This window comes from Paenibacillus sp. JGP012, from assembly GCF_014203995.1.
GTDB classification, from domain to species: Bacteria; Bacillota; Bacilli; order Paenibacillales; family Paenibacillaceae; genus Paenibacillus; species Paenibacillus silvae.
The window spans coordinates 113,839-137,795 of record NZ_JACHKG010000009.1 but is presented as its reverse complement, the minus strand read 5'-3'; the positions used below and the strand labels follow the sequence as shown (position 1 = coordinate 137,795).

17 protein-coding genes are annotated in these 23,957 nt (G+C 47.0%); all 17 read left to right on the top strand.

Features of this window, described 5'->3' with window-relative positions; genetic code table 11:
- The first annotated feature begins 691 nt into the window (after window positions 1-691).
- The 17 genes from HNR77_RS13630 to HNR77_RS13550 all read left to right on the top strand — a co-directional run bounded on the left by HNR77_RS13630 (window position 692) and on the right by HNR77_RS13550 (window position 23,873).
- A complete protein-coding gene (locus HNR77_RS13630; protein ID WP_111269076.1) occupies window positions 692-949 on the top strand; it encodes a DUF1146 family protein in 258 nt (85 codons plus the stop codon).
- 524 nt (window positions 950-1,473) lie between these two features.
- Complete coding sequence (gene murA, locus HNR77_RS13625; protein ID WP_184185001.1) at window positions 1,474-2,844, top strand: UDP-N-acetylglucosamine 1-carboxyvinyltransferase; 1,371 nt, start codon at window positions 1,474-1,476, stop codon at window positions 2,842-2,844.
- Window positions 2,845-3,369: 525 nt separating this feature from the next.
- Window positions 3,370-4,758 carry a stage II sporulation protein D gene (gene spoIID, locus HNR77_RS13620; RefSeq protein ID WP_184184999.1) on the top strand — a complete coding sequence of 463 codons (1,389 nt, stop codon included), beginning with the start codon at window positions 3,370-3,372 and terminating at the stop codon, window positions 4,756-4,758.
- A gap of 360 nt (window positions 4,759-5,118) precedes the next feature.
- The gene (gene spoIIQ / locus HNR77_RS13615) at window positions 5,119-5,856 is read left to right on the top strand and encodes a stage II sporulation protein SpoIIQ (protein WP_184184997.1); all 738 of its coding nucleotides are present in this window, start codon (window positions 5,119-5,121) and stop codon (window positions 5,854-5,856) included.
- 171 nt (window positions 5,857-6,027) lie between these two features.
- Window positions 6,028-6,315: a sporulation transcriptional regulator SpoIIID gene (gene spoIIID, locus HNR77_RS13610; protein ID WP_024632710.1), complete on the top strand. Its 288-nt coding sequence runs from the start codon at window positions 6,028-6,030 to the stop codon at window positions 6,313-6,315.
- 220 nt (window positions 6,316-6,535) lie between these two features.
- The gene (gene mreB / locus HNR77_RS13605) at window positions 6,536-7,534 is read left to right on the top strand and encodes a rod shape-determining protein (RefSeq protein ID WP_145404427.1); all 999 of its coding nucleotides are present in this window, start codon (window positions 6,536-6,538) and stop codon (window positions 7,532-7,534) included.
- A 101-nt stretch (window positions 7,535-7,635) separates the two neighbouring features.
- On the top strand, window positions 7,636-8,520 hold the full coding sequence (locus HNR77_RS13600) for a flagellar hook-basal body protein (protein ID WP_184184995.1): 885 nt from the start codon (window positions 7,636-7,638) through the stop codon (window positions 8,518-8,520).
- Window positions 8,521-8,601: 81 nt separating this feature from the next.
- Window positions 8,602-9,441 (top strand): flagellar hook-basal body protein, encoded by an 840-nt coding sequence (locus tag HNR77_RS13595; RefSeq protein WP_184184993.1) that lies wholly within the window; start codon window positions 8,602-8,604, stop codon window positions 9,439-9,441.
- Between the two features lie 11 nt (window positions 9,442-9,452).
- A complete protein-coding gene (locus HNR77_RS13590; RefSeq protein WP_111269170.1) occupies window positions 9,453-9,680 on the top strand; it encodes a DNA-directed RNA polymerase subunit beta in 228 nt (75 codons plus the stop codon).
- 508 nt (window positions 9,681-10,188) lie between these two features.
- Window positions 10,189-10,620: a 3-hydroxyacyl-ACP dehydratase FabZ gene (gene fabZ / locus HNR77_RS13585; RefSeq protein WP_111269083.1), complete on the top strand. Its 432-nt coding sequence runs from the start codon at window positions 10,189-10,191 to the stop codon at window positions 10,618-10,620.
- A 162-nt stretch (window positions 10,621-10,782) separates the two neighbouring features.
- Window positions 10,783-12,504, top strand: a complete 1,722-nt coding sequence (locus HNR77_RS13580; RefSeq protein WP_184184991.1) for a phospho-sugar mutase — start codon at window positions 10,783-10,785, stop codon at window positions 12,502-12,504.
- 194 nt (window positions 12,505-12,698) lie between these two features.
- Window positions 12,699-14,720, top strand: coding sequence for a DUF5693 family protein (locus HNR77_RS13575; RefSeq protein ID WP_184184989.1), 2,022 nt, complete (start codon window positions 12,699-12,701; stop codon window positions 14,718-14,720).
- The gene (gene csaB, locus HNR77_RS13570; RefSeq protein WP_184184987.1) at window positions 14,696-15,964 is read left to right on the top strand and encodes a polysaccharide pyruvyl transferase CsaB; all 1,269 of its coding nucleotides are present in this window, start codon (window positions 14,696-14,698) and stop codon (window positions 15,962-15,964) included. The genes HNR77_RS13575 and csaB overlap by 25 nt, the downstream gene beginning before the upstream one ends.
- 7 nt (window positions 15,965-15,971) lie before the next feature.
- Entirely contained in the window at window positions 15,972-16,730 is a 759-nt protein-coding gene (locus HNR77_RS13565; protein ID WP_184184985.1) for a WecB/TagA/CpsF family glycosyltransferase, read from the top strand.
- 413 nt (window positions 16,731-17,143) lie between these two features.
- A complete protein-coding gene (locus tag HNR77_RS13560; protein WP_111269088.1) occupies window positions 17,144-18,271 on the top strand; it encodes a glycosyltransferase family 4 protein in 1,128 nt (375 codons plus the stop codon).
- A 166-nt stretch (window positions 18,272-18,437) separates the two neighbouring features.
- A complete protein-coding gene (locus HNR77_RS13555) occupies window positions 18,438-22,406 on the top strand; it encodes an S-layer homology domain-containing protein (RefSeq protein WP_184184983.1) in 3,969 nt (1,322 codons plus the stop codon).
- Window positions 22,407-22,539: 133 nt separating this feature from the next.
- A protein-coding gene (locus HNR77_RS13550) for an IS3 family transposase (protein ID WP_260410561.1) occupies window positions 22,540-23,873 on the top strand; the annotation gives its coding sequence in 2 pieces (ribosomal slippage) (window positions 22,540-22,941 and window positions 22,944-23,873; 1,332 coding nt in all).
- Window positions 23,874-23,957 lie beyond the last annotated feature (84 nt).

The following is a 23,957-nucleotide window of genomic DNA, read 5'->3' as shown; positions in this document are numbered from 1 at the left end:
TTTATAGAGCCCGGCGGCACAGTCTGCCGGGTTCTTTTACCTTTTTAAAGAGATTCGTGAATTTGAAGATTAGAGGTGCACCTCTTTATATAGTATAAATGTTCTAATCCATCACCATTATCTTTCAGGATGAATAACATATAGGACTAAAGAATTATAGGCGGATACCGCTACTATATAAGTTGAACTATTCTTTTACACTCTAACGAAGAGGACAGAAAAAAACTGGAAAAGCGAAGCGTTCGCCTTTATCACCGGATTTTCCCTTTTGGAAAAGGGAATCGAAAAAATCTGGGGATAACAGCGATTGGAAGGTTGTTCTGTCATCGGAGTGGGTTGTGTAAAATCTTTAGTTCAACTTATATAGAACCATTTTTACGATAAAAAGTTGAATTATTTCCGAGGAAATGACAGAATCGATATCGATATAACGTTCTTTTATGTCGGTTTAGTTACCCAATCCTCATCAATTAAAATTAAAATGTTTTTGAAGTGGAAAACAATGTAATTGACAAAAGATAGAGAAACAGCCTATATTCCTTAGAGTCAGCAGATGATCCTGCAAAACAGGAGTATAACTGTCAGCTGAACCGGCATTCTTGCTCCGAACATTCTATTTACTAACATGTTATGGGTGTTTGGCATATGATATGCTGAATCGCTGCAACAATCGAGGTGGAGGTAAGAAGGTATGGTTAATGATCTGGCGAATCAGGTGAACCAGACGTTGAGCACAAATAGCCTGATCTCAATGGTCGTCTCCCTTTTATGTATAGCGATATCATGGTGGGCGCTGCAAAATCTGAAATTGGATTTGGTCATCAGACAACCAAAAGGTGCTCAGGGAAGACTGCTGCATTTGCTGCTTGCTATTATTTTGGGGCATGCCGTGGCTGGCTTTGTTATTGACTACTTGTCATGGACACAAATGCTGAAAAATTTGTTTTAATGTTGAGATGGGTGGTTAATCATCTGTTAGGTTCTTCAAGCTGCTCAATGTCGAATAACATCGATTAATTGTGTTAACAATTAGAGTATGAGTTGACGGCTTAAGAAATTAAGAAAGAAATGTGAACATTTATTTTGATCAATTTGTAATGTTTTATGTAAAAATGCTTGTATCGTTCAATTCAACAATGTTATGATGGAAGTTAGGGAATTCACAATTTTTCATTAATTATGCAGGTTATAAACGGGATACCCGGTAGCAACCGGCTAAAAATCATCCCATATGGGTCTGTTTCGATGTTTTGATGGCCTGTATGATGTTTTACAAGCCATGAAGCAGGGTGAGCAGTACGCATGGTATCATTGATCATGAATTATACAAACCAATTCTTTTCTGAACTGACATCTGAGCAACCATGCCAGAATATGTCGAAATTCCACACACAGCAACAGTCCTTTCTAACACAGTGGGGCTTACGTATTCCGGAATGAGGAAAAGGGAATAAAAGCGCGGAGGGAACCATGATGAGCAAATTTATCGTCCGCGGTGGCAAAAGATTGACCGGAAGTGTCAAAGTTAGCGGCGCTAAAAATTCTGTTCTTCCGATCATCGCTGCCTCTCTCTTAGGGGAAGAAGGACAAAGCGTTATTATTGACGCACCTCCTCTAGACGATGTGATGACGATTAACAAAGTGTTGGAATCGCTGGGAGCGGGAGTTACATACCGGGACGAAGTGATTACCGTGAATGCGGAGAATCTGACTTCTTGTGAAGCCCCGTATGAATGGGTTAGTAAGATGCGGGCGTCTTTTCTGGTCATGGGGCCTTTGTTGACGCGTTTGGGTCAAACCAGAATCTCACTGCCTGGAGGATGTGCGATCGGTACAAGGCCGATTGATCAGCACCTCAAAGGTTTTGAAGCCATGGGAGCCGAGATTAGCTTGGGCCAGGGTTATATCGAAGCACGCAGCCAAGGGCGGCTGCGCGGTGCAAAAATTTATCTGGATGTGGCTTCCGTAGGTGCCACTCAAAATATTATGATGGCTGCAACATTGGCTGAAGGTGTAACGGTGCTGGAGAATGCTGCCAAGGAACCTGAGATCGTTGATCTGGCTAACTTCCTTAACGGAATGGGAGCCAAAGTTCGTGGTGCAGGTACAGGCGTGATCCGTATTGAAGGTGTGGAGAAGCTGTCTGGTGTCAAACATACGGTCATCCCGGATCGCATTGAAGCTGGCACGTATATGGCAGCTGCTGCAATCTCCGGTGGAGATGTTTATGTTGAAGGTGCGATCTCCGATCACTTGGGTTCTGTTATTGCCAAGCTGGAAGAGATGGGTGTAACCGTACAGCCGGACGAGAATGGTGTTCGAGTAATTGCGGATCGTCCTCTCAAAGCAGTGGATGTCAAAACATTACCATACCCAGGCTTCCCGACAGATATGCAATCCCAGATGATGGCTTTGCTGCTTGCTTCTGAAGGAACCAGCGTAGTGACCGAGACGGTGTTCGAGAACCGCTTCATGCACGTTGACGAGTTCCAATTGATGAATGCCGAGATCAAAGTTGAGGGACGTTCGTCCATCATCACGGGCAATGCCAAGCTGAAGGGTGCCAAAGTGACAGCTACAGACCTGCGTGCAGGGGCTGCTCTGATCATTGCTGGCTTGGTAGCTGAAGGTACAACCGAGGTAGGCGGTGTGCATCACATCGACCGTGGTTACGTACATTTGGCAGAGAAGCTTAATGGTCTGGGCGCAGATATTTACCGCATTTCGGTGGATGAGCCTAAATTGGATGCTTCCAAAGAAGTTTCAAAAGAGGCTTCCAAAGCTCCTAGCGAGAAGGTTCAGGAAGAAGCACCAATGTTCAAAATACAGCCGACCTGGGTGTAAAATGTCTGTTTACCTGATCTGTTGACACTAGTCAAAGGTCTGGTCTGCAAACGATAATAAGGCTAACAAAGTATTACCTCGTATTGCCACAGCAGGCTGTGGCTTGCGGATACGTGAGGAAATGCATACGTTGGAATTGTCATAAGCTAAGCCTTCGGGCTTGGCTTTTTTTGTGTTCGATTTTCAATGAAATCTAAGAAAAGCTCGCCTTCTAAGTACCTGATTCTATTAATAGCTGGTCCTAACTTGAATAGCGTAACAGACCATTCTGTACGGATTCTGAACGAAATGAGAGGGCATTCGCGAAGTGTCAGTGAGTGAGGATTCGGTATGGAAAAGGGCGCTGCATTCATGTTTAGCGGGCATTGTTATATCATGGCGAGGGTCACCTGCTCTCTTCCGCAAAGCCCTCGTTTCTCTCAAATCCGGTTCTATCAGATCGAGCAAACTCATACCTTAAACTATGGATTAGATCAAAGAAGAACCGGCCACAATCCGGTGCTGCATAACGGAGGGTTAGCTCAGATGAAAGAAGCTCGCGTACAGGTGAAGATACCTGTTGTCCCGCGATCCGGGATGCAGGAATGGGGAGATAACCCAGCTAAGCATGTTGAGAAAGACAAGCCCGTTTCACCTCCAGCTCCAGCTCTAGTGAAGGAGAGATCGTTAACTGTTCAGAGCATGAAGACAAGCCGTTCCGGGATCGTACCTCTTCCAACGGAGCCTGATCTTGCGGCAGGAACAAAGCAGAGAGCTGCTGAGCAGCAGGTGCATACACCTGTCATTGAATTAGATGCGTTCCAAAAAGTAAAAAAGCGCCGTATGCGGGCTTTTGGTCGCAAGCGCTGGGGACGTAAGTCCGGACGCTGGCAGCCTGCAGCCGCAGTATCTGTACTGCTAGTGCTGGCTTTGGCAATCCCCGTCATTCTGGTCTGGCCACGAGCGGGCGGGCAGGTTGATCCTGTACCCTCTCCTTCGGATATAAGCTCCGCAGGAGATACACGTACACAGACGCCAGCACCTGTCGTATCCGCAACCTATCCCGAGCCATATGTACGAGTGTACCTGTCAGCTGCAAATACAACGATGAAACTGCCGCTGGAGGACTATGTGACTGGAGTTGTTGCAGCAGAGATGCCGGCAGAATTCAAGCTGGAAGCATTGAAGGCACAAGCGATTGCGGCCCGTACCTTTATTGTGAGAAGACTGGCTGCGAACGATACAAGCGGAGTGCCGTCTGGTGCGGCAGATGTTACGGACACGGTAAGTCATCAGGTGTTCATTCCACCAGATCAGGTGAAGGCAGAGTGGACCCGGCTGGGCAAAGAGAAAGAGTGGGAGAAGCTGCAGCAGGCTGTCCGTGAAAGTCGCGATGCCGTTATGACCTATGAAGGACGGGCGATTACCGCTTCTTTCTTTTCCACCAGCAATGGTTATACGGAGAATGCAGAGGACGTGTGGGGCAGCGTGGTTCCTTATTTGAAAAGTGTGGATAGTCCGTGGGATAAACAGCTGGCACCAGGCTTCAAAGAAACGGTTACGATGAAGCGCAGTGAAATGTTGCAGAAATTAAACCTGGATAGTGTTCCGGCGAGCGTACAGCAGGGTGGTTCATGGATGCAGGTGTTATCAACTACAGAGGGGCATCGAATTAAAGAGATACAGATTGCAGGCGAAACATTCAGCGGCCCGGAGGTTCGCAAGCTGCTCGGATTGAGATCCAGCCAGTTCAGCTGGAAGGTAGAAGGTGACGAAGTAGAGATCACGACGTATGGATACGGTCATGGAGTCGGCATGAGTCAGTGGGGGGCGAATGGCATGGCGCAGGAGGGACACACGGCCACCGAGATTTTGAAGCATTATTACACGGGGATCTCCTTCGGACAGGCATCCAGAATGCTGGCCTCAAAGTAGGGGCTAACGATCTCCAGAAACGCTATTTTTGAAAAAGTTGATCGTTTAAGGCGTAAAAGCAGCCCATTAGTGTAGATAGAGTCTCTCAGAATCGTTACAATCCGAAAGTTGGGGGAAATGATGAAATAGAGCTTCTGAGATTCGTTACAATGGCTCAGATGAGTGGAAAACGAGCTTTCGAAGATTCGACAGCAGCGGTCGAAAGGTTTTCTGGCCTGGGAGCGGCCCACGTACTAACCACCCATACTAACACTCACCCCCAACATATATAGCACTCTTTGAAAGCACTGTGAAAATTTTTAGAGTCGCGCGTGTATAAAAGAGTTGCACCCGGTAACACTTGTTACTGAGGTGATCAAGATGAATGAACAAAACAACAAAAAAACAGTCCAAGAAGAAACTCCTAAAACAACGCAGGGAGTACCGGCAGCTCAGCCCTCTTCATGGAGAAAAGCAATGTCCAAACGTTGGGTTTTCCCGGCAGTTTACATCGCAGCAGCAGGCATTATACTAACTCTAGTGTGGGTCTATCAGGGAACAGGCGACAAAGCGCTCAACCCGGACTCTGCTAAAGAAGTAGTAGAAACAGGCGCAGCGAGCACCGAGGGAACGACAACTGGCGGCGAGGAAAGTGTAGAAGTGGTTGCAAAGTCGGAAAATTTCGTATGGCCTGTATCAACCCCGTCCGAAATTTCAGTTGTGAAGCCATTCTATGACAACGAAGCTTCCAGCGAGGAACACGAGGCGGCTATGGTACAGTACAATGACACATTTATTCCAAACACAGGCGTGGATCTGGCTCGTGGTGATAACAAGACATTTGAAGTCAAAGCAGCACTCAGCGGAAAAGTTACACGTGTTGAGCAGAACCCGCTCACAGGTCAAGTGGTGGAAATTACGCACGGCGATAACCTGAAAACGGTGTACCAAAGCCTTGCCGACGTCAAAGTAAAGCAGGACGATGAAGTGAAGCAAGGGGATGCCATTGCATCTGCTGGTGTGAGTGAGCTTGGCAAAAACCTGGGGAACCACCTTCACTTTGAAGTGTATGAAGATGGTCAGCCTGTGAACCCGCAAGGATATCTTCCGGAAAAATAAATGATTTTTACCGCAGCAATTACATGGGCAGGGGTGAATAACCTCTGCTTTTTTTATGCTTTTCAGAAAATTATGGGACCTTCGAAGCTTGTCACACCTTTAAACCGCGAATATATAGGCATGCTCCTCATATAATGTACCAAACTATCCACACAGTAGGGAGGCGGGAGCGTGCACGATTACATCAAGGAACGGACCATCAAAATTGGTCGCTGCATTGTTGAGACGAGAAATACGGTCCGTACCATTGCCAAAGAGTTCGGCGTATCAAAGAGCACTGTGCATAAGGATCTGACGGAGCGTTTACCGGAAATCAACCCTGATCTTGCTGACCAGGTCAAACACATTCTCGAGTATCACAAGTCCATCCGTCATTTGCGGGGCGGGGAGGCGACCAAAATCAAGTACAAAAAAACGAGTGGTAAAAAACGTGAGGTGCTGGCTTCCGCTAAATCATAGGCATATTCTTCAAGAACTAGGCCAAAAAGCTCACAGCATGGATTGAATCCCTCCCCTGAAGTATGATATGTTAAAAGCTGGTACAGGATCGAATTATGACATCTTATCAGCCCGATTTTTACATATATATGTTGCACTTTGTCGAACGAGCGGTGACGTGATAAGAGACTCTTTTTCACAGGATACGCTGACCAAATAATATCACTTTGGGGGCTCTTTTATGTTAAGCAAGGATATCGGTATTGATCTTGGCACGGCGAACGTGCTTATTCACGTGAAAGGAAGCGGAGTTGTGCTCAATGAACCTTCCGTCGTGACCATTGAAAGCGATACGAAGCGGGTCCTTGCTGTCGGGGAAGAGGCGCGTCGGATGGTAGGGCGTACGCCGGGTAACATTGTTGCCATCAGACCGCTGCGCGACGGCGTTATTGCGGACTTCGAAATTACGGAAGCGATGCTGAGACATTTCATTAATCGTGTAGGGGCAAGAAGCTGGTACAGCCACCCGCGAATTTTGATCTGTGCACCTACGAATATTACTTCTGTAGAGCAGAAGGCCATCCGTGAAGCGGCCGAGCGCAGCGGTGCCAAAGAAGTATTTCTGGAAGAAGAGCCGAAAGCGGCAGCCATCGGCGCGGGAATGGATATTTTTCAGCCGAGCGGCAATATGGTCGTGGATATCGGCGGCGGAACGACTGACGTTGCAGTCCTGTCTATGGGCGACGTAGTCACCGCCTCTTCTATTAAAGTCGCAGGGGACAAGTTCGACGAAGCAATTACCAAGTTTATCAAAGCAAAATACAAGCTCATGATCGGGGAACGCACAGCAGAGGATATCAAAATCGCGGTTGGTACCGTGAATGCGGCTGCACATAAGGCCGAGATGGACATTCGCGGTCGTGATATGGTAACAGGTCTGCCTGTGACCGTAACCGTGTCGGCAAGTGAAATACAGGAAGCGCTATGGGATTCCGTGCAATCTATTATCGCTGCGGCCAAGTCCGTATTGGAACGCACACCGCCTGAGCTGTCTGCGGATATCATTGACCGCGGGGTTGTTCTGACGGGTGGAGGCGCATTGCTGAACGGACTGGACGAGCTGTTATCGAATGAACTGCATGTACCGGTATGGGTTGCAGAGGACCCCATGCATTGTGTCGTGAAAGGCACAGGCATTATGTTGAATAATTTGGATCAAGTCGTTAAGAAAAAGTTCTAGTTTGCCGATATAAAAAGCAGGCAGGTTCACTTTCGGGTGAACAGAACGGACAAACAGCGGTCTGCGATGCAGGCGAGGCGTTTGAGGAGAGGGGTTCATTCATGTTAAGAGGTCTGTACACTGCTGCTGCGGGAATGATTACAGAGCAGCGCCGCCATGATACAGCAACACAAAATATCGTCAATATGAACACAACGGGATATAAACAGGTGAACAGTGTAAACCGTGCATTCCCGGAAATGCTCATTACGTTGATGGGCGGGGATGCCAATCTGCCCACGAAGCGGCTAGGCAAGCTGAACTCGGGTGTGTTTGCCGAAGAAAGCTTGTCAATGAATGTTCAGGGTGCTCTTATGGAAACGAAGCGCAAAAGTGATTTTGCGATCTCCTCGAATCTGAGTGTGAATGATCCGCAGACAAGAGAGCCAATACAATTTGATGCTTCCGGTAAATTCGTAAGGGCAGACGGAACCGTAATCTATCAGCCACAAGCATATTTTACGGTTCGGGATGCGAACGGCGACACACGTTATACACGTGATGGTCACTTCGATGTGAACGGAACAGGACAATTGCTCAGCTCGACTGGCGCTCAAGTGCTGGATAGTAATGGTCAGCCGATTGTATTGACAGGCGCTGTAGAGCAATTTAAAGTGGATGAGCAGGGCCGCCTTCTTGATGCTGCTACGGGCGCACCGACAGGGGTGACGCTGGGCATCAACATTATCGACCAGCCGAACCAGTTGGTTCGTCAGGGGGACGGTAACTTTAGCCTGAATGAAGATGCGGGTGCAACCGCACGGGGCATGGGCGCTACCGATGTTGTGCGGATTCATCAGGGGTATCTGGAAGGCTCGAATGTAGATGCTTCTCAGGCAACTGTTGACATGAACGCTGCATTCCGTGCTTATGAAGCCAACCAGAAGGTGGTTCAATTCTACGACCGCAGTCTGGATAAAGCCGTTAATGAAGTTGGCCGTGTATAACGAATCGCAGCTTATTGATATATATGTATAGCGATGGGCTGCATGCCCTTAGCGAGGCATACCGGGAGGTTAGACGATCGCATGAACAATTCCATGATTAGTGCCAAGGTGTCCATGACCGCGATTCAGCAGCGACTGGATGTCATTTCCGATAATATTGCCAATGTGAATACGGCAGGCTATAAAAGCAAGCAGGCAAGTTTTGAGGATGCGCTGACGCGTGTGCAGCAGCAGGATGATAAGTACAAGCAGGATGGACGTTCGACGCCAATGGGATATAACCTGGGCTTTGGTGCCCGTCTGGTTAATCTCACCAGAGATATGTCCCAGGGAAGCATGAAGGAAACAGGCAATCCGACAGATCTGGCGATTGAAGGGGATGCATTGTTTGCTGTGGAGGCCAATGGTCAGAAGGTGTGGACACGTCAGGGTGCGTTTCATTTTGTGCCAGATATGCGTCCCAAAGCTAATCCTAACGCCCCGGACCTGATGGTGCTGGTGAATGACCAGGGTTACTTCGCGCTCAATCGTCAAGGACAGCCGATTACGGCGCCTAAGGACAGCACGGTTGCTTTTGATGAGAAAGGCAATTTGCTGGTGCGTCAGGGTAATGCGGCTAACGCTGTCATTGCTGGACAACTGCAAATGGTGGATGTGGAACGTCCTGATGGGCTGGTACAGCTGTCAGATAATCTGTTTAGACTGGACGCAGGATTAACCGAGGACGATGTGTTCGGGGCTAATGCGGCAACACGTGAGCCTCAGGCGTCGATTCGCACCGGATTCCTTGAACAGTCTAATGTAGATTTGACGCAGGAGATGGCACTGCTCATGCAAGGACAGCGGACATATCAACTGGCTGCACGAGCGCTGACGTCCAGTGATTCCATGGCGGGTCTTGCCAATAATATGAGAGCATAAAGGTGAATGGGATGACAGAAACACAGCAGCAGAACAGCAAGCCGGAACCGAAGGAAGTCAAGAAGAAAAAGAAGAGCTGGTGGCGCATCGCAAGATGGTTCCTGATTCCGATTCTGCTTGTTCTTGCCCTCGCTGGCGGAATGGTCGCTGGATATGTGGTACTGGGCAAACAGGATATCGGTTCCGTATGGCAATGGAGTACCTGGAAGCATGTCTATGATCTGGTATTTGCTCCATAAGATAACGAGTTCAGCGAAAACTCCTGCGCAGGCAGGAGTTTTCTTTTTGGTGTTGAAAACAGTATAATGATTGGTGACGTTTAACGTCAGAAGAGGCCTCCCCTGCGAAAGACTTGCTGTCTTCGCGAAGAGAGACCCCTTATCTCAACCTTCACTACTGCAGTCATGAAGGATATAACTATTGTTAACCTTTAAACCACATTTCATACAATTAAAAATGAAAACCAGAACCAAACTGAAAATGAAAACCACTTATATGAAGCTCGACTTGATCATGCTGGGTAATGGTTTCCGCACTACAGTAAGTGAAGGGAAAGGAATCGTTCAAAAGAAGCGAAGCGTTCGCCTTTGTCACGGAATTTTGACCATTGGAAAATGGATCATAGAAAATTCGGGGACAACAGCGATCGAGGGAACGATCCATTCCCGGAACGACTCTAATGTGCCGACATTACATTATTGCATGATGGAGAGCCCTCGTATAAACACCCCGAGAGGAGATTATATTGTGCTAGATATCAAACAAATTCAATCCATTATTCCGCATCGCCCGCCATTCCTGCTGGTGGACCGCATTCTGGAGATGGAGGATGGCAAGCGTGCTGTAGGTTTGAAAAATGTAACCATCAATGAACCGTTCTTCGTAGGACATTTCCCTGAATACCCGGTAATGCCGGGTGTACTGATCACCGAAGCTTTGGCTCAGGTTGGTGCGGCTGCGATGCTTAATCTGGAAGCAAACAAAGGCAAAATCGGCTTTTTGGCGGGACTGGATAACTTCCGTTTCCGTGGACAAGTTGTGCCTGGAGATACGTTGATTCTTGAGGTGGAGATCACACGTCTGAAGGGCTCGATTGGCAAAGGTCAAGCAACAGCTCGCGTAGATGACAAAATCGTCGCTGAAGGCGAGATCATGTTTGCACTGTCAGACCCAAGCTGATTAATTGGGTACTTATGTATCATGCAGATAAGTTGAACTAATCCGATACACAATATCTGTCATCGGAGTGCACGGTGTGAATGTTTTTAGTCCAACTTATGAAAATGCAGAACAGCTAAGCTGATTACAGAATTTCTTATAGACGGAAGGGGCTTATTGGATATGGAACAGTTAAGCGCAGCAGCAGCCGAGACACTACAGCAATGGTTGGAGGATGCTTCTATTGACGAAGCAACAAAACAGGAGCTTCGTGATCTGAAGGATCAACCGAAAGAGCTGGAAGAGCGTTTCTACAGAAACCTGGAGTTTGGTACAGGTGGATTGCGCGGTGTGATTGGTGCCGGCAGCAACCGGATGAACAAATATACGGTTGGTCGTGCGACACAAGGCTTTGCCCGGTATTTGCTGGAGCAGCATGGGGACAAGGAAGGCAAACCTTCGGTTGTCATCGCTCACGATTCCCGTCACTTCTCACCTGAATTCTCGCTGGATGCGGCGCTTGTACTGGCAGCGAACGGTATTGTAGCCAAGTTGTATCCATCCCTGCGCTCCACACCGCAGCTGTCCTTTAGCGTGCGCCATCTGAAAGCTACAGGGGGGATCGTTGTTACGGCGAGCCATAATCCGCCAGAGTACAATGGATATAAAGTGTACAACCACCAAGGCGGTCAGCTGGTTCCGCATGAAGCAGAGAAAGTCATTCAATATATTCAAGAGGTTCCTTCTCTCGCTGATGTGAAAAAGCTGACTCGCGAAGAGGCAGAAGCACAAGGTTTGTTGATCTGGCTCGGTGAAGCAGAAGATCAGGCCTTCATTGACACGGTGGCAAGCCGCAGTCTGAGCCGTGAACTGATTCAATCCGGCATCGGCCGTGATTTCAAAATCGTATATACCCCGCTGCACGGCACAGGCAACCTCCCGGTTCGCCGCGTACTGGAGCAGATCGGATTCGAGCAGCTGTACATCGTTGCCGAGCAGGAGCAGCCGGATGCCGAATTTTCCACAGTAAAATCCCCGAACCCGGAAGAGCGCGAGGCGTTCACACTGGCGATGAAGCTGGGTGAGTCCGTTGGCGCGGACATTCTGATCGGTACAGACCCGGATGCAGACCGCATGGGTGCGGTTGTGAAGGACAAGGATGGCAAATATTTCGTCTTGTCTGGCAACCAGTCTGGTGCCATTATGGTACATTATCTGCTGAGCCGTCTGCAGGAGACAGGTACACTGCCTAGCAACGGTGCGGTAATCAAAACAATTGTAACCAGTGAGATGGGGGCAGTGATCGCTCAGCATTACGGTGCAGAAGTGATGAACACCCTGACAGGCTTTAAATATATCGGTGAAAAAATGAACCAGTTCGAAGCCACCGGAAGTCATACCTTCCTCTTCGGATATGAAGAGAGTTATGGCTACCTCTCCGGCAATTATGCCCGTGACAAGGACGCTGTCCTTGCTTCGATGCTGATTGCTGAAGCGGCTGCCTATTACAAGAGCCAGGGCAAAACACTCTATGATGTGCTGCAGGAGCTGTACAGCCAGTTTGGCTACTTCCTGGAGAAGCTGGAGTCCCGCACACTCAAGGGCAAAGACGGCGTAGCGCAGATTCAGGCGAAAATGACGGACTGGCGCAGCAATCCGCCACAGGAAGTGGCTGGCATCGCTGTTCAGGATGTACTGGATTACTCTTTGGGTCTCGATGGCCTTCCTAAGGAGAACGTATTGAAATTCATTTTGGCGGACGGTTCCTGGTTCTGCCTGCGTCCTTCCGGTACAGAGCCTAAGATCAAAGTTTACTTTGCAGTACGTGGTGAGAGCCTGGAAGATGCAGAGGGCAGAGTGGAGCGTCTGGCATCAGCCGTGATGTCCCGTGTAGACGCACAATAAAATCGATTGTGTTGCAATAAAAAGATGAGAAGGCCTCTCCGCACCGTAAGGTTGGTTGGCGGAGGGGCTTTTCTTTGAAATAAAAGAGCAGGTGTGCTGGCATATAAGAGAGCATGTTAACACATGCTGAGACTAATCCCCTTCGGGGCATGCGAAAACAAGTTTTGGTTCCAACAACTGAGGAGGTACATGTAGTGCGTCAAAAATGGCTTTTATGGAATAATGCTTCCCGGAAGTGGTTGTGGCTCATCGTTATTATCGGTTTGGTAGCATCCATTCCTGTCATCCGTGATCGGGTGCAGACGGAATCTTCGGCGAATAAAGTGGAGCTGGTCTTCAACTATCGAGGACTGCTGGATATTTCAGCTTATCAGGCTCATCCCCAGGATTTTATTGATCAACAAGCAGCGCGGCTCAAAGAGGCTGGCGTGACAACGATGGCCGTGTTTGAGAGCACGCTGGACGAGCTCAAGAAAACACGCCGCTTAATGGTGTACTCTGGTCAGGATATTGCGAATATGACGAAAAGCAACATTCCTTCCAATGCGAATTATACGTACGTGTTGTTCACGTCGGAAGAGAACGCAAAGACCTACACCCCTATCATTGAACAAACGTTCGCTGAGCGTCAGATTCCTGTTGAACCATGGGAATATGAAGGTCGCAGCGGCTTAATATTGCAGACACCACCGGAGAATGCCAACATGCAGCCGATGCAGCCCGATCCGGTCGCGGTGAAAATGCTGCGTGATAAAGGTTTTCATATTTTACCCCGTATCTCGGACAGTGTGCCATACAACCAGCAATCGATGGAACGTTTGCTTACCTTCTTCGAAGAGAATGGTGTGACACGTATTCTGTTTGATGGAGATGCGGTCAAAGGGTACAATGATAATGAAGAGATGAAGAGCCTGGATCAGTTTGCTGAGCTGTTGAACAAACATCATATCGGTCTGGCTGCTATTGAAAATCTCAAAAAACCGCAGGCTGGATTCCAGACGCTGGCTTACAAAATTGATTACAACGTAGCCCGTCTGTACTCGTTAAGTGATGCAGATGCGAATCTGACGGTGGATACGATTGCCGACCGTTTCGTGCTGGCAACGAAGGACCGCAACATTCGTATGATCTATATGAATGCTTCACCAAGTCGAAATACAGCTAAAGCGGCGATCACAGATCCGATCGAAAATCTGATCAACAGTCTGGGTGAGCCGGGACATGCCGTTGAGCGTATGGCCAAACATGGCTTTGAGCTCGGACAAGCCGAAGCATTCACGGTGAAGGATTCATCCATTCAGCGGTATGCGAAGCTGGTTGCGCTTATTGGGGCTATCGCTTTAATATCACTCATGGTTTCTTATTTTGTACCTGTAATCACGATTGCTGTATTCCTTCTTGGATTGGTGGGCAGCGCAGGTCTGTTCCTGATGAAGCCAACGCTGTTAGAGCAGGCGATTGCCTTGCTGGCGGCGATAGCTGCACCAACCATTGCAATGGTCCTCGCGGTTCGTACCGTTAATGCGCAGCAGCTTCGTCAACCGGATGCCCCTGCGGGTCGCCGTTTGAAACAGACGATTATTCTGTATGTAAGAACTTCAATTCTTACATTCGTAGCTGTACCTTTTGTGATTGCATTGTTGAATAACATTACGTACAGTCTGGTGATTAACCAGTTCCGTGGTGTGAGCCTGCTGCACTTTGCCCCGATCGGGCTGGTTGCACTCTACATTGTGTTCTACCGCGGCTCGGGTTCAATCTCTGTGAAACAGATCAAGGATTTGCTCCGTATGCCAATTACCGTCATTATGGTGATATTGGCACTTGTTGCTGCTGTTGTTGGATATTATTATTTGAGCCGTACAGGCAACTCCGGTTCGGTTACGCCATTTGAGATGTTCCTGCGTACAACGCTGGAGGATACCTTTGGTGTACGGCCGAGATTTAAAGAATTTGTGCTGGGACACCCACTGTTTATCGTTGGCGTGTTCGCCGCTTTAAAATACCGTAAAGTCATCTTTGCGCTGATTATCGCTACGATGGGTCAACTGTCTATGGTGGATACATTTGCGCATATTCATACACCGGCTGTGCTGTCACTGATTCGCGGTGTGATGGGACTCGGACTTGGCTTGATCATTGGTATCATTGCTGTGGGTGTGTGGCAAGTCGCGGAAGGATGTTGGAAAAAATGGTCCCCACTACTAAAAAGCTAGTCATTTCAGGGTACTACGGATTTCGCAATAGCGGAGATGAAGCTGTACTGAAATCCATCCTGAACGCATTGGAGGAAGAGAGTCAGCGATCCAATGTGACCATTGAACCGATTGTGCTCTCGATCGACCCCGCATGGACAACCTCCATGTATGGCGTGCGTGCTGTACATCGGATGAAGCTGAAGGAAGTTCGTGAAGCGCTCAAGGAGAGTGATGGACTCATCAGTGGCGGAGGCAGTCTGCTGCAGGATGCAACGGGTTTGAAGTCCATCCCTTATTATCTGGGTGTGATCAAGCTGGCTCAATGGTTGAAGAAGCCTACATTTATCTATGCTCAGGGTATTGGCCCTGTGAATCGTAAAATATTTAACCCGATGATCAGATCGGTATTCAAGTCCTGTACCTACGTATCGGTACGAGATGAGCAGTCCGCAGATTATCTACGCAGACTTGGACTGAAGTGGAATCAGATTCATGTTGTGCCTGATCCGGTGATGGGGCTGCCGTTGCCGGAGAAAGTATCTGTACAAAGCAGCGGAGAAAATGTTGCTTTTGATACTGTAGATGCAACTGCTGATGGTGGTAACAGCACTGTTGTTGCCCATGATGCTTCTGGTGTAGATGTTGACGCTGATATTACGTTGGAGCAGCAGCAAGTAGGCTCGGATACTTCCGAGACGAAACATGTCAAGCTTCCAGTGATCGGTGTGTCCGTTCGTTTCTGGGAAGCGGATCGCAAGGAGCTGACAGCTATTGCTGCCGGATTGAAGAAGCTGGCTGCCAGGAAGGCAGTGCATCTGCGCTTCATGCCATTCCATCTGCCTGATGATGTGCAGGCCTCGCGTTTTATTATGGAGATGCTCGGTGATATAACCGGTAAAGGCAGTGAGATCAGTATCACAGAGGACCTCACCGATCCTCAATTGATGTTGGAGGAAGTGAGCCGGTGTGATCTGATGATCGGTATGAGATTGCACAGTCTGATCTACGCAGCTTCCCAGTACGTTCTGCCAGTCGGCATTTCATATGATCCCAAGATCGATCAGTTCCTGCTTCGACTGGAGAGTGAACCAGCGGGAGATACAGGCTCACTGGATGGCGACAAGCTTGCCGAGCAGGTAGCCGGATTGCTGGACCAGCGTTCCCAATGGCTGAAGCAGCATGAGGATCGCATTACGGCGTTGAAGCAGGAGGCCAGAGAGCCTGCAAAGCAAATTATTACCTATTTAGGCCGCAAAGGATGAGATAACAATGAGTCAGACGGGATCTATTCCTACCGTTTCGATCTATGGTATTCCTTTTTCCAAGTTAACGATGAAAGAAACGGTCGAGGTGCTTGAGCAAGCGGTGCTGTCCAAACAGCCGCATCAGATCATTACCGCCAATCCGATTATGGTTATGGCCGCACTGGAAAATCCGGCGATGATGCAGGTCATGCAGGATGCCGAGATGATTGTTCCGGACGGAACCGGCGTGGTGTGGGCTGCCAATTATTGCGGTGATCCTGTAGCCGAGCGGGTACCGGGGTTTGATCTTTTACATGAATTGCTACGCGTTGGAGAAAACTATCGGTGGGGCGTGTACTTGCTTGGCTCCACATCTGAGGTGATTCAAGCTACCGCAGATCGGTTACAACAGCAATATCCGGCTATTCGTATTGTGGGTTATCGAGACGGTTTCTTTGGTCCGGCCGAGGATGAGCAGGTTGTTGCTTCTATTCGGCAGGCTGCACCGGATCTGTTGTTCGTTGCTCGCGGTGCGGATACGCAAGAGCCCTGGATTCACAAATACAAGCATGAGCTGCAGGTTCCTGTCACCATGGGGGTTGGCGGCAGCTTTGATATCATCTCAGGCAAAATGAAACGGGCACCCAAGCTGTTTCAAAAGCTGAGACTTGAATGGTTCTATCGTTTGCTTCGTGAACCTAGCCGGGCTGGACGTATGCTTGCGCTCCCGAAATTCGCTCTGAAAGTGATGCGGGACAAAGAAAACGTGACAAAAGCCCGTTAAAAACAGGTAATTGCGAGATAATTGCGTGTTTTTGCTAGAAATTGAAGATAGCTTTTCACAGGTGATCAGCGTATAATTCATTCCGGCACACGTGTGCCACTCCATGAAAAAATTTAAGTTGCACTAGGCACTCTGGCTAGAACTGGAGTTGTTACACTTATTACTACGATTACAAGGCAACCTTCTGATCGCCCTTATCCCCAAATTTCTATTTATCCTTGTTCAAGGATGAAATTCGGTGATAAATGCGAACGCTGCGCTTCTACAGGTTATTTCTGCCCTCTCCGTTAAATGTGCAACAGGAACATTTTCATCAACAGTGACAAACAACATTTTTTTATATATAGAAAGAAAAAGAGATCAGGGGATTTATAATTTTTGTACGGTATTATAATTGGGGGTCGAATGTTCAAATGGTAGCGATCTTTATCATTGGATTTCTTGTGTCAATGGGACTTGCTTTAGCTCTGACACCACTTGTCAAAAAGTTCGCAGTCCGCATCGGTGCTATGGATAAGCCAAACGCACGTAAGGTGCACACCCGGATTATGCCTCGTCTTGGCGGTCTCGGGATTTATCTGGCATTTATCGTTACGGTTGCAGCGCTGCTTCCATTTGTATCCTCATGGTTTACGACCAGGGATATGAGCTTTGTCAGTGCATTTCTGATCGGGGGTACCATCATTGTATTGATTGGTGCACTGGATGACCGCTTTGAATTGTCAGCCAAAGTCAAGCTGCTTGGCCAGATTGTAGCTGCGTCAGTTGTTGTGTTCGGATTTAACATCCGTGTAGACTTCGTGAACATTCCGTTCCAGGATGCGTATTCTTCCCTTGAAACGTGGGTATCGATTCCGCTGACAATTCTATGGATTGTCGGGGTAACGAATGCCATTAATCTGATTGACGGACTGGATGGTCTGGCTGCTGGCGTGTCTGGTATTGCTATTGGTACGATCGCAGTGATGTCTTTCCTGATGGGCAATACGATGATTGCTCTGATGTGTCTGGTGCTGCTTGGTAGCATTATCGGATTCCTGTTCTTTAATTTCCACCCGGCCAAAATATTTATGGGGGATACGGGCTCGTTATTCCTAGGTTTTTCTCTGGCTATGCTGTCGATGCTCGGATTCAAACAGATTGCCGTGGTGTCCTTCATTACACCGCTGATCATTATCGGCGTGCCGCTGTCGGATACGCTCTTTGCCATTATTCGTCGTGCGGTACAACGGAAGCCGATCTTCTCACCGGATAAAGGTCACTTGCATCACTGCTTGCGTGAGCTTGGATTCAGCCACCGTCAGACGGTGCTGATCATTTACGGTATTGCTGCTTTCTTCGGTGTACTGGCGATTATCCAGTCCTCCGCAGCGATGTTTGAAGCCAACTGGGTGACCTTTGTTGTCATCTGTATCATGATGTTTTTCCTGCAAGTGGGCGCGGAGGTCATCGGTCTCGTGAGCAAAACGAGAAAGCCGGTCATCAACTTCCTGATGCGTATGCGCGTCAAGCTGAACCCGCAGACCCGTTCGAAATCTTAAATACATTTTTATTGATTACCGCTATTGTTGAATATCATTTCAGCCCCAAGTCTTATCCCGTGTGGATAAGGCTTTTTTGTTTTTATTGAGATTTTTACTAAATAATTGGAACCTTTTTGCCGATAAATAACGGTAACTGACTTAAAAAGAGGAGAGATGATACGTAATGCAACAAAAGAAACGGCCGTTGGTCTGGATCATGTTGGTCGCCATGGTGCTCTCATTGTTCCCACAGGGTCTATTCGGTGGGGCCGTTGCTTCGGCTGCGGACGGTGACACGACGGGATCTAATGCCTATTCAACTTATTTCACACCCGATATTAAGGCACTGAGAGAAACTTCCGTTTTATCTTTGATCGATAAAGTGACGGGGAAAGCATTCCTTTCAAGAAGTAATGCCTATACAACAACGACATCAACGATTAGCATTTCGGGTTCCTACTCCTTTGTATCCAAAGATACAATGAAAGTAAAAGTAGAACAGTTGAACTCGACGGTAGATGGCGGAATAAGTAAATGGGTTGCTGATGAAACCAAGTCAATTACTACGGCAGTGACAGCGGACAGCAGTGGTAATAACAAATTTAATGCAAATAATCTTACCTTGTTTCCAGGATTTAATAAAATTACCTTCTTAGGTGTGCAGGGTTCTGTAGAACGCTCGGATACCTTTTATATTCTATATGACCAGGCCCCGTATATTGAAAATTTTAAAATTTCGACAGTCGTCTCAGGTGGTACTGGAAATGCAACATATGATCTGAACGCTGGTTCTGAAACAGTCGTTAATACAGAGAGGGTTTCCATTCAAGGTAAGGTACAGAATGCAACTCAAGTTACCGTTACCGTTAATGGGGGCGATTCTTTCGACTCCTCTATGCTTCAGGATGGCTCGTTTTTCTTGCCGCAGCTGAAGCTGACAGCAGGACTAAATACACTTAAATTCAAAATCTCAAGCGCATCTAATTCAATAGAGACGGAGCGCTCCGTTTATTATTTTGACAAAAATCAGCCTTTCACAAAGCTGGATGTCACCGTCGGCACAGAAACACAATCTATTCTGAATGATGCTAATCCCAATTTCACTGAAACAGGACAGACTCAAGGGAAAATAAAAGGTCAGGTTTTACTGCCATATTCGGCAAGTAATTCCGATTTTAGCCCAACCAATGGCTCGATCGTGATCTCCAACAGTAATCTGAATCAAACTACGCCGATTGTATTTCGGGTAACGGATTCAATTACAATTGCCGGAGCAGATGGACTCAGTCTGGAGTATCGTCTGGTGGATTTTGAAGTGGACACAGCGTTTAATATGGAATTGGTTGATGGTGGAACCGATGTGAAGAAAAATCAAGAGGTGAAGGTTAACTTAACCTACGGTAACTTCAGTACAGGTTTTGTGGGCGGATACATCTATTCCCCAGGATCTCAAGATATTCTGAACATGTACTATCTTCCTGACTATGTTTCTGGACCGGTAGAATCCAAAACGAAGCTGGATGGTTCCCGAGTGAAAAGCGACACATTTTATATTTTGGTGGAATCCAGCAAGCCAATTAACAGTGCGACTCTTATTGGTGAATATCTGCCTACGGGAGTAACCAAATTAAAAATCGATGCAGTTCCAACTACAAGTGATATGGCATTAACAGCCAACCAGCAAATCTACAAAATTACCGGGTTTGTGAGCGGAGAACAGCAAGTCAGATTTTATTATGGTAAACCAACCGATTTGCCAAAAGTAGCTAAAATATCGTATTCATCTGTGAGCTCCATCTATGTAGAAAATTTACAAGACGGACAAACCTATAGCTTTGATTCCAAGAGTACAGAGCAAACGATGGTGGTTACAGGTAAATTTATTGGTTTCAAGACACTGGGAACCAACTTTACGCCAGAGCTTGTAGTCAACGGGAAGGTTCTTAAAAAGGACACCGACTACGCTGAGGTTATAACTGGATTCCCTGATGCCAATGGAGATTTTTCAATTAAATTGAAGGTATTAAAAGAAGGTCCTATCGTTTACGGTGAGAATACCATCGTCATTCGTGCTGTTGATGAGGATGCGAATAAACAGCCAACAACGATAACTACGACACTAAGAATCAACGTAATCGACACAAATCAGTCAACAATCACGACGTTTATGCCTACGTTGGTTCCTAAGGATTCAAGACAGCCTTTTGTCGATAAATCCTTAACGAGCTATACTCAAGATGAACTGAAAAAGATTTTTGCAGTAACACCTGAATTTGCATTCAAAGAGGACAAGTATGTAACAAGCGAAGAGTCTTATGATCTGGTTGTTAATGGCGGCGGTGCGCAGATTGCCAACGTATACTTCGGCTCCAAGCTCGTTTTCACTCATACACAAGCAACAGATCGAGTGCTTGAAACGAACAAGCCGGGTAATGATGGCCTGCCGACGTATGATTTTGTAGGTAATGAAAATCAATTTTTCATTCGAATCCAGAATCAGAAGTTCGATGCTCCGGGAACACACGTATATACGCTCGAGCTGATCAACAGAACGGGTGCAAGAACAACACAAAGACTTGAAATTGTACGCGAGCCTTCTTCCTATCGTATCCTTGCTCCGCAGCCAACGGTTGGAGACAAGATTGTGGTTAACAAAAACTTTGTAAGGTTTGATATTGAAGCCGAAGGCGCGACTCAAGTTGTCATTGATAAGGAGCAAGCGGTAAAACGGACGGATTCGAACAGTCGTTTTGTATTGGATTACGTAGGTCTCAAACCTGATAAGAATAACGTAATCAAAATTCAAATCACTCGTCCAGGTGGAACCATCAATGATACCGTGAATGTTTTCTATACATCTACGATTACAACCGATACACAGTATATGGCTCCAAAAGTAGCCAACAAGTATACCGTGTTTAACAAAAAAGTAGAGCTTTCCATGCCAAAAGGAACGGTCCTTCAATCTACAACAGTAAGAAATATGACGAAGTTCTATCCAGATAACAAAATACTTTTTGGTATAGCTGATCCGGATAAAGGAATTGTAGAACGCAAGAATGACTATGGTAACTGGATTGGTTCACCGGATGAAGGTAGTGAAAACGCACAGAGCTTTATTACAGTATCCCCTGAGCTCTCGGGCTTGTTCAGTTCTACACTGAACACAAACAACTTCACACCGATCTCCGAAATTTACTGGATTCATGGTGGTATCGGTGAATTGGGGGATAAGGGTGAAAGTGGTTATAGTGCCGGAACTAACGGGTTGGCTCCATACAGCCTGGAAGGTAATTTCACGCAGTATGCAGCAGAGCGAGTGCTGACGCCTTCCCAGCGTGGAAGTCTAAAACTCACATATGATCCTTCCATCGTTGACGATGTGGGTTCAACCATTACAGTATTCAGATATTCGGATAAAACAAATGTAGGTAAGTGGGTTCCTATTGGCGGGATCGTGGATACCAAGAGCCATACCATCACAGTTCCGTTTGATGAGTTTGGTTACTACAAAGTCATGAAGCTAAGCAGAAGTTATCCAGATATTACGAATCATCCATGGGCACGTAATCTGCTTAATGCTTTGTATTCCAAAGGTATTATGAATCCGCTGAGAGCAAGCTCATTTGGTGCTGATGATCAGACCACTCGTGGTGAATTCGCGACGTTGCTTGTTAAAGGGCTGGATATTCCTTTGAATTATGCGAATCAGCAAACGTTCCAGGACGTCTCGGCCAACACCAAGTCGGACCGCTGGACCTATGAGGCGATCGAAACTGCGGCACGTGCAGGTATTGTACAAGGTCTGAGTGATGGTTATTTCCAACCTGAGATGCCAATTACCAGAGAACAAGCGTCCGTGATGATTGCTCGTGCTATGAACTCCAAATTAGCTGCGAACGACAGCAAGCTTGCAGCTACACTTGGAAAATCATTCCTTGATTCAGGGTCAATCGAGTATTATGCACGTCCTGCGGTGCTTGCCGTTACGAAAGCCAAAATTATGGAGGGCAGCCCAGTAACCGTACCGGGCTCAACCAAGCAGCAGTTCCAATTCAATCCTAAAGGCAATATGACCCGCGCAGAAGCGGCTAAAATTGCCGTAGAGTTGCTCAAGAAGAGTACCAAGCTATTCCCTAAAAACTTAAGTTAAGCTCTGTGAACGTCTTAAAAGACCTGTCCCTTGGACTTAAACTGTACCCTATAGAGTAGACACTTTGAAAAAGTCTCTCTATGGGGTATTTTTGTTATAGACCTATGACCAAGACCAGGACGGAGCATGATGAATGAGTAAAAAAACATTTACAGCCTATGAAGTGGAGCAGCTGGCTAGAAATCCTTATGTGAAGTCCGTAACGACCAAAGGGATCACGTATACGAACGAGTTTAAACAACTCTTTATTACATCGAATCAGCAAGGAAAGATGCCTAGAGAAATTTTTGAAACGTGTGGATTTGAAGTTCATACCCTTGGCATGAACCGGGTCAAGGCCGCTGCTAAACGTTGGAAAGCAAGTTACAACAAGCAAGGAGTTTCAGGCTTACAAGATACACGAGGCAAGCATTTTGGCAGCTCCCTGAAGCGAGAATTGAGTTTGGCAGAGAAGAACGCGAAACTGGAAGCGCAGATTCATCTGCTTCGAGCCGAGAACGAGCTTCTAAAAAAGATTCGTTTGGCCGAACGGGGGTGGAATCACGAGTAAAACGAACACCGAATTTGCGATACAGGTTAATCCGAAAGGTGATGGAGAAATATCAACTCCAGCGCATGGTGAGTGTTTTGTGTGAAGCGGCAGGCGTGTCTAGAAGTGGATATTATCGTTACTGGAGTCATTCAGCCATTCACAGACGCATGCAGAAGGAACAGAAAGATGAAGAAATCAGCCTGCATGTCCGTCGCGCTTTTCAGTTTAAGAAACGAAACAAAGGTGCTCGTTCTATCAAAATGACGCTGGAAGGACAATATCAAATCATCTGGAATCTCAAGCGCATTCGACGAATTATGAAAAAATATGCGATGATATGTCCTCATCGAAAAGCAAATCCCTACAGACAAATGATGAAGGCAACCCAGGAGCATCGAACCATGCCTAACCTGTTGCAACGTAACTTTAAACAGGATATTCCGGGCAAGGTGCTTCTTACGGATATTACCTATTTAAACTATGGTCAAGGGAAGAGAGCCTACCTATCAACCATCAAGGATAGTTCAACCAATGAAATTGTAGCCTACTATGTGTCGGAGCGAATGACCATGGATTTGGCGACAAATACGTTACTTCACTTACAGAAAAATCGCAGATTCAAGAAGAGCAGAGGCGCCTTCATTCATTCCGATCAAGGAACCCACTACACCCATCCTGATTTTCAGAAGAAAGTAAAACGTATGGGTCTTGGGCAATCCATGTCCAGACGTGGGAACTGTTGGGATAATGCACCACAGGAGTCGTTCTTTGGTCATTTTAAGGACGAAACCTCGTTGAAAAGCTGTGACTCACTAGACGCAGTTAAACGAGAAATTAAATCCTATATGACCTACTACAATCACTATAGATACCAGTGGAACCTAAAAAGGATGACCCCTGTACAGTACAGAGATCATCTTCTTAAAGCAGTGTAGTCTTTTTTAGAAATGTCCTTTACATAGGGTACAGTTTAGACTAGAGGGATGGGTCTTTTATGCCTCTTTTTTAATTTGGTTCAG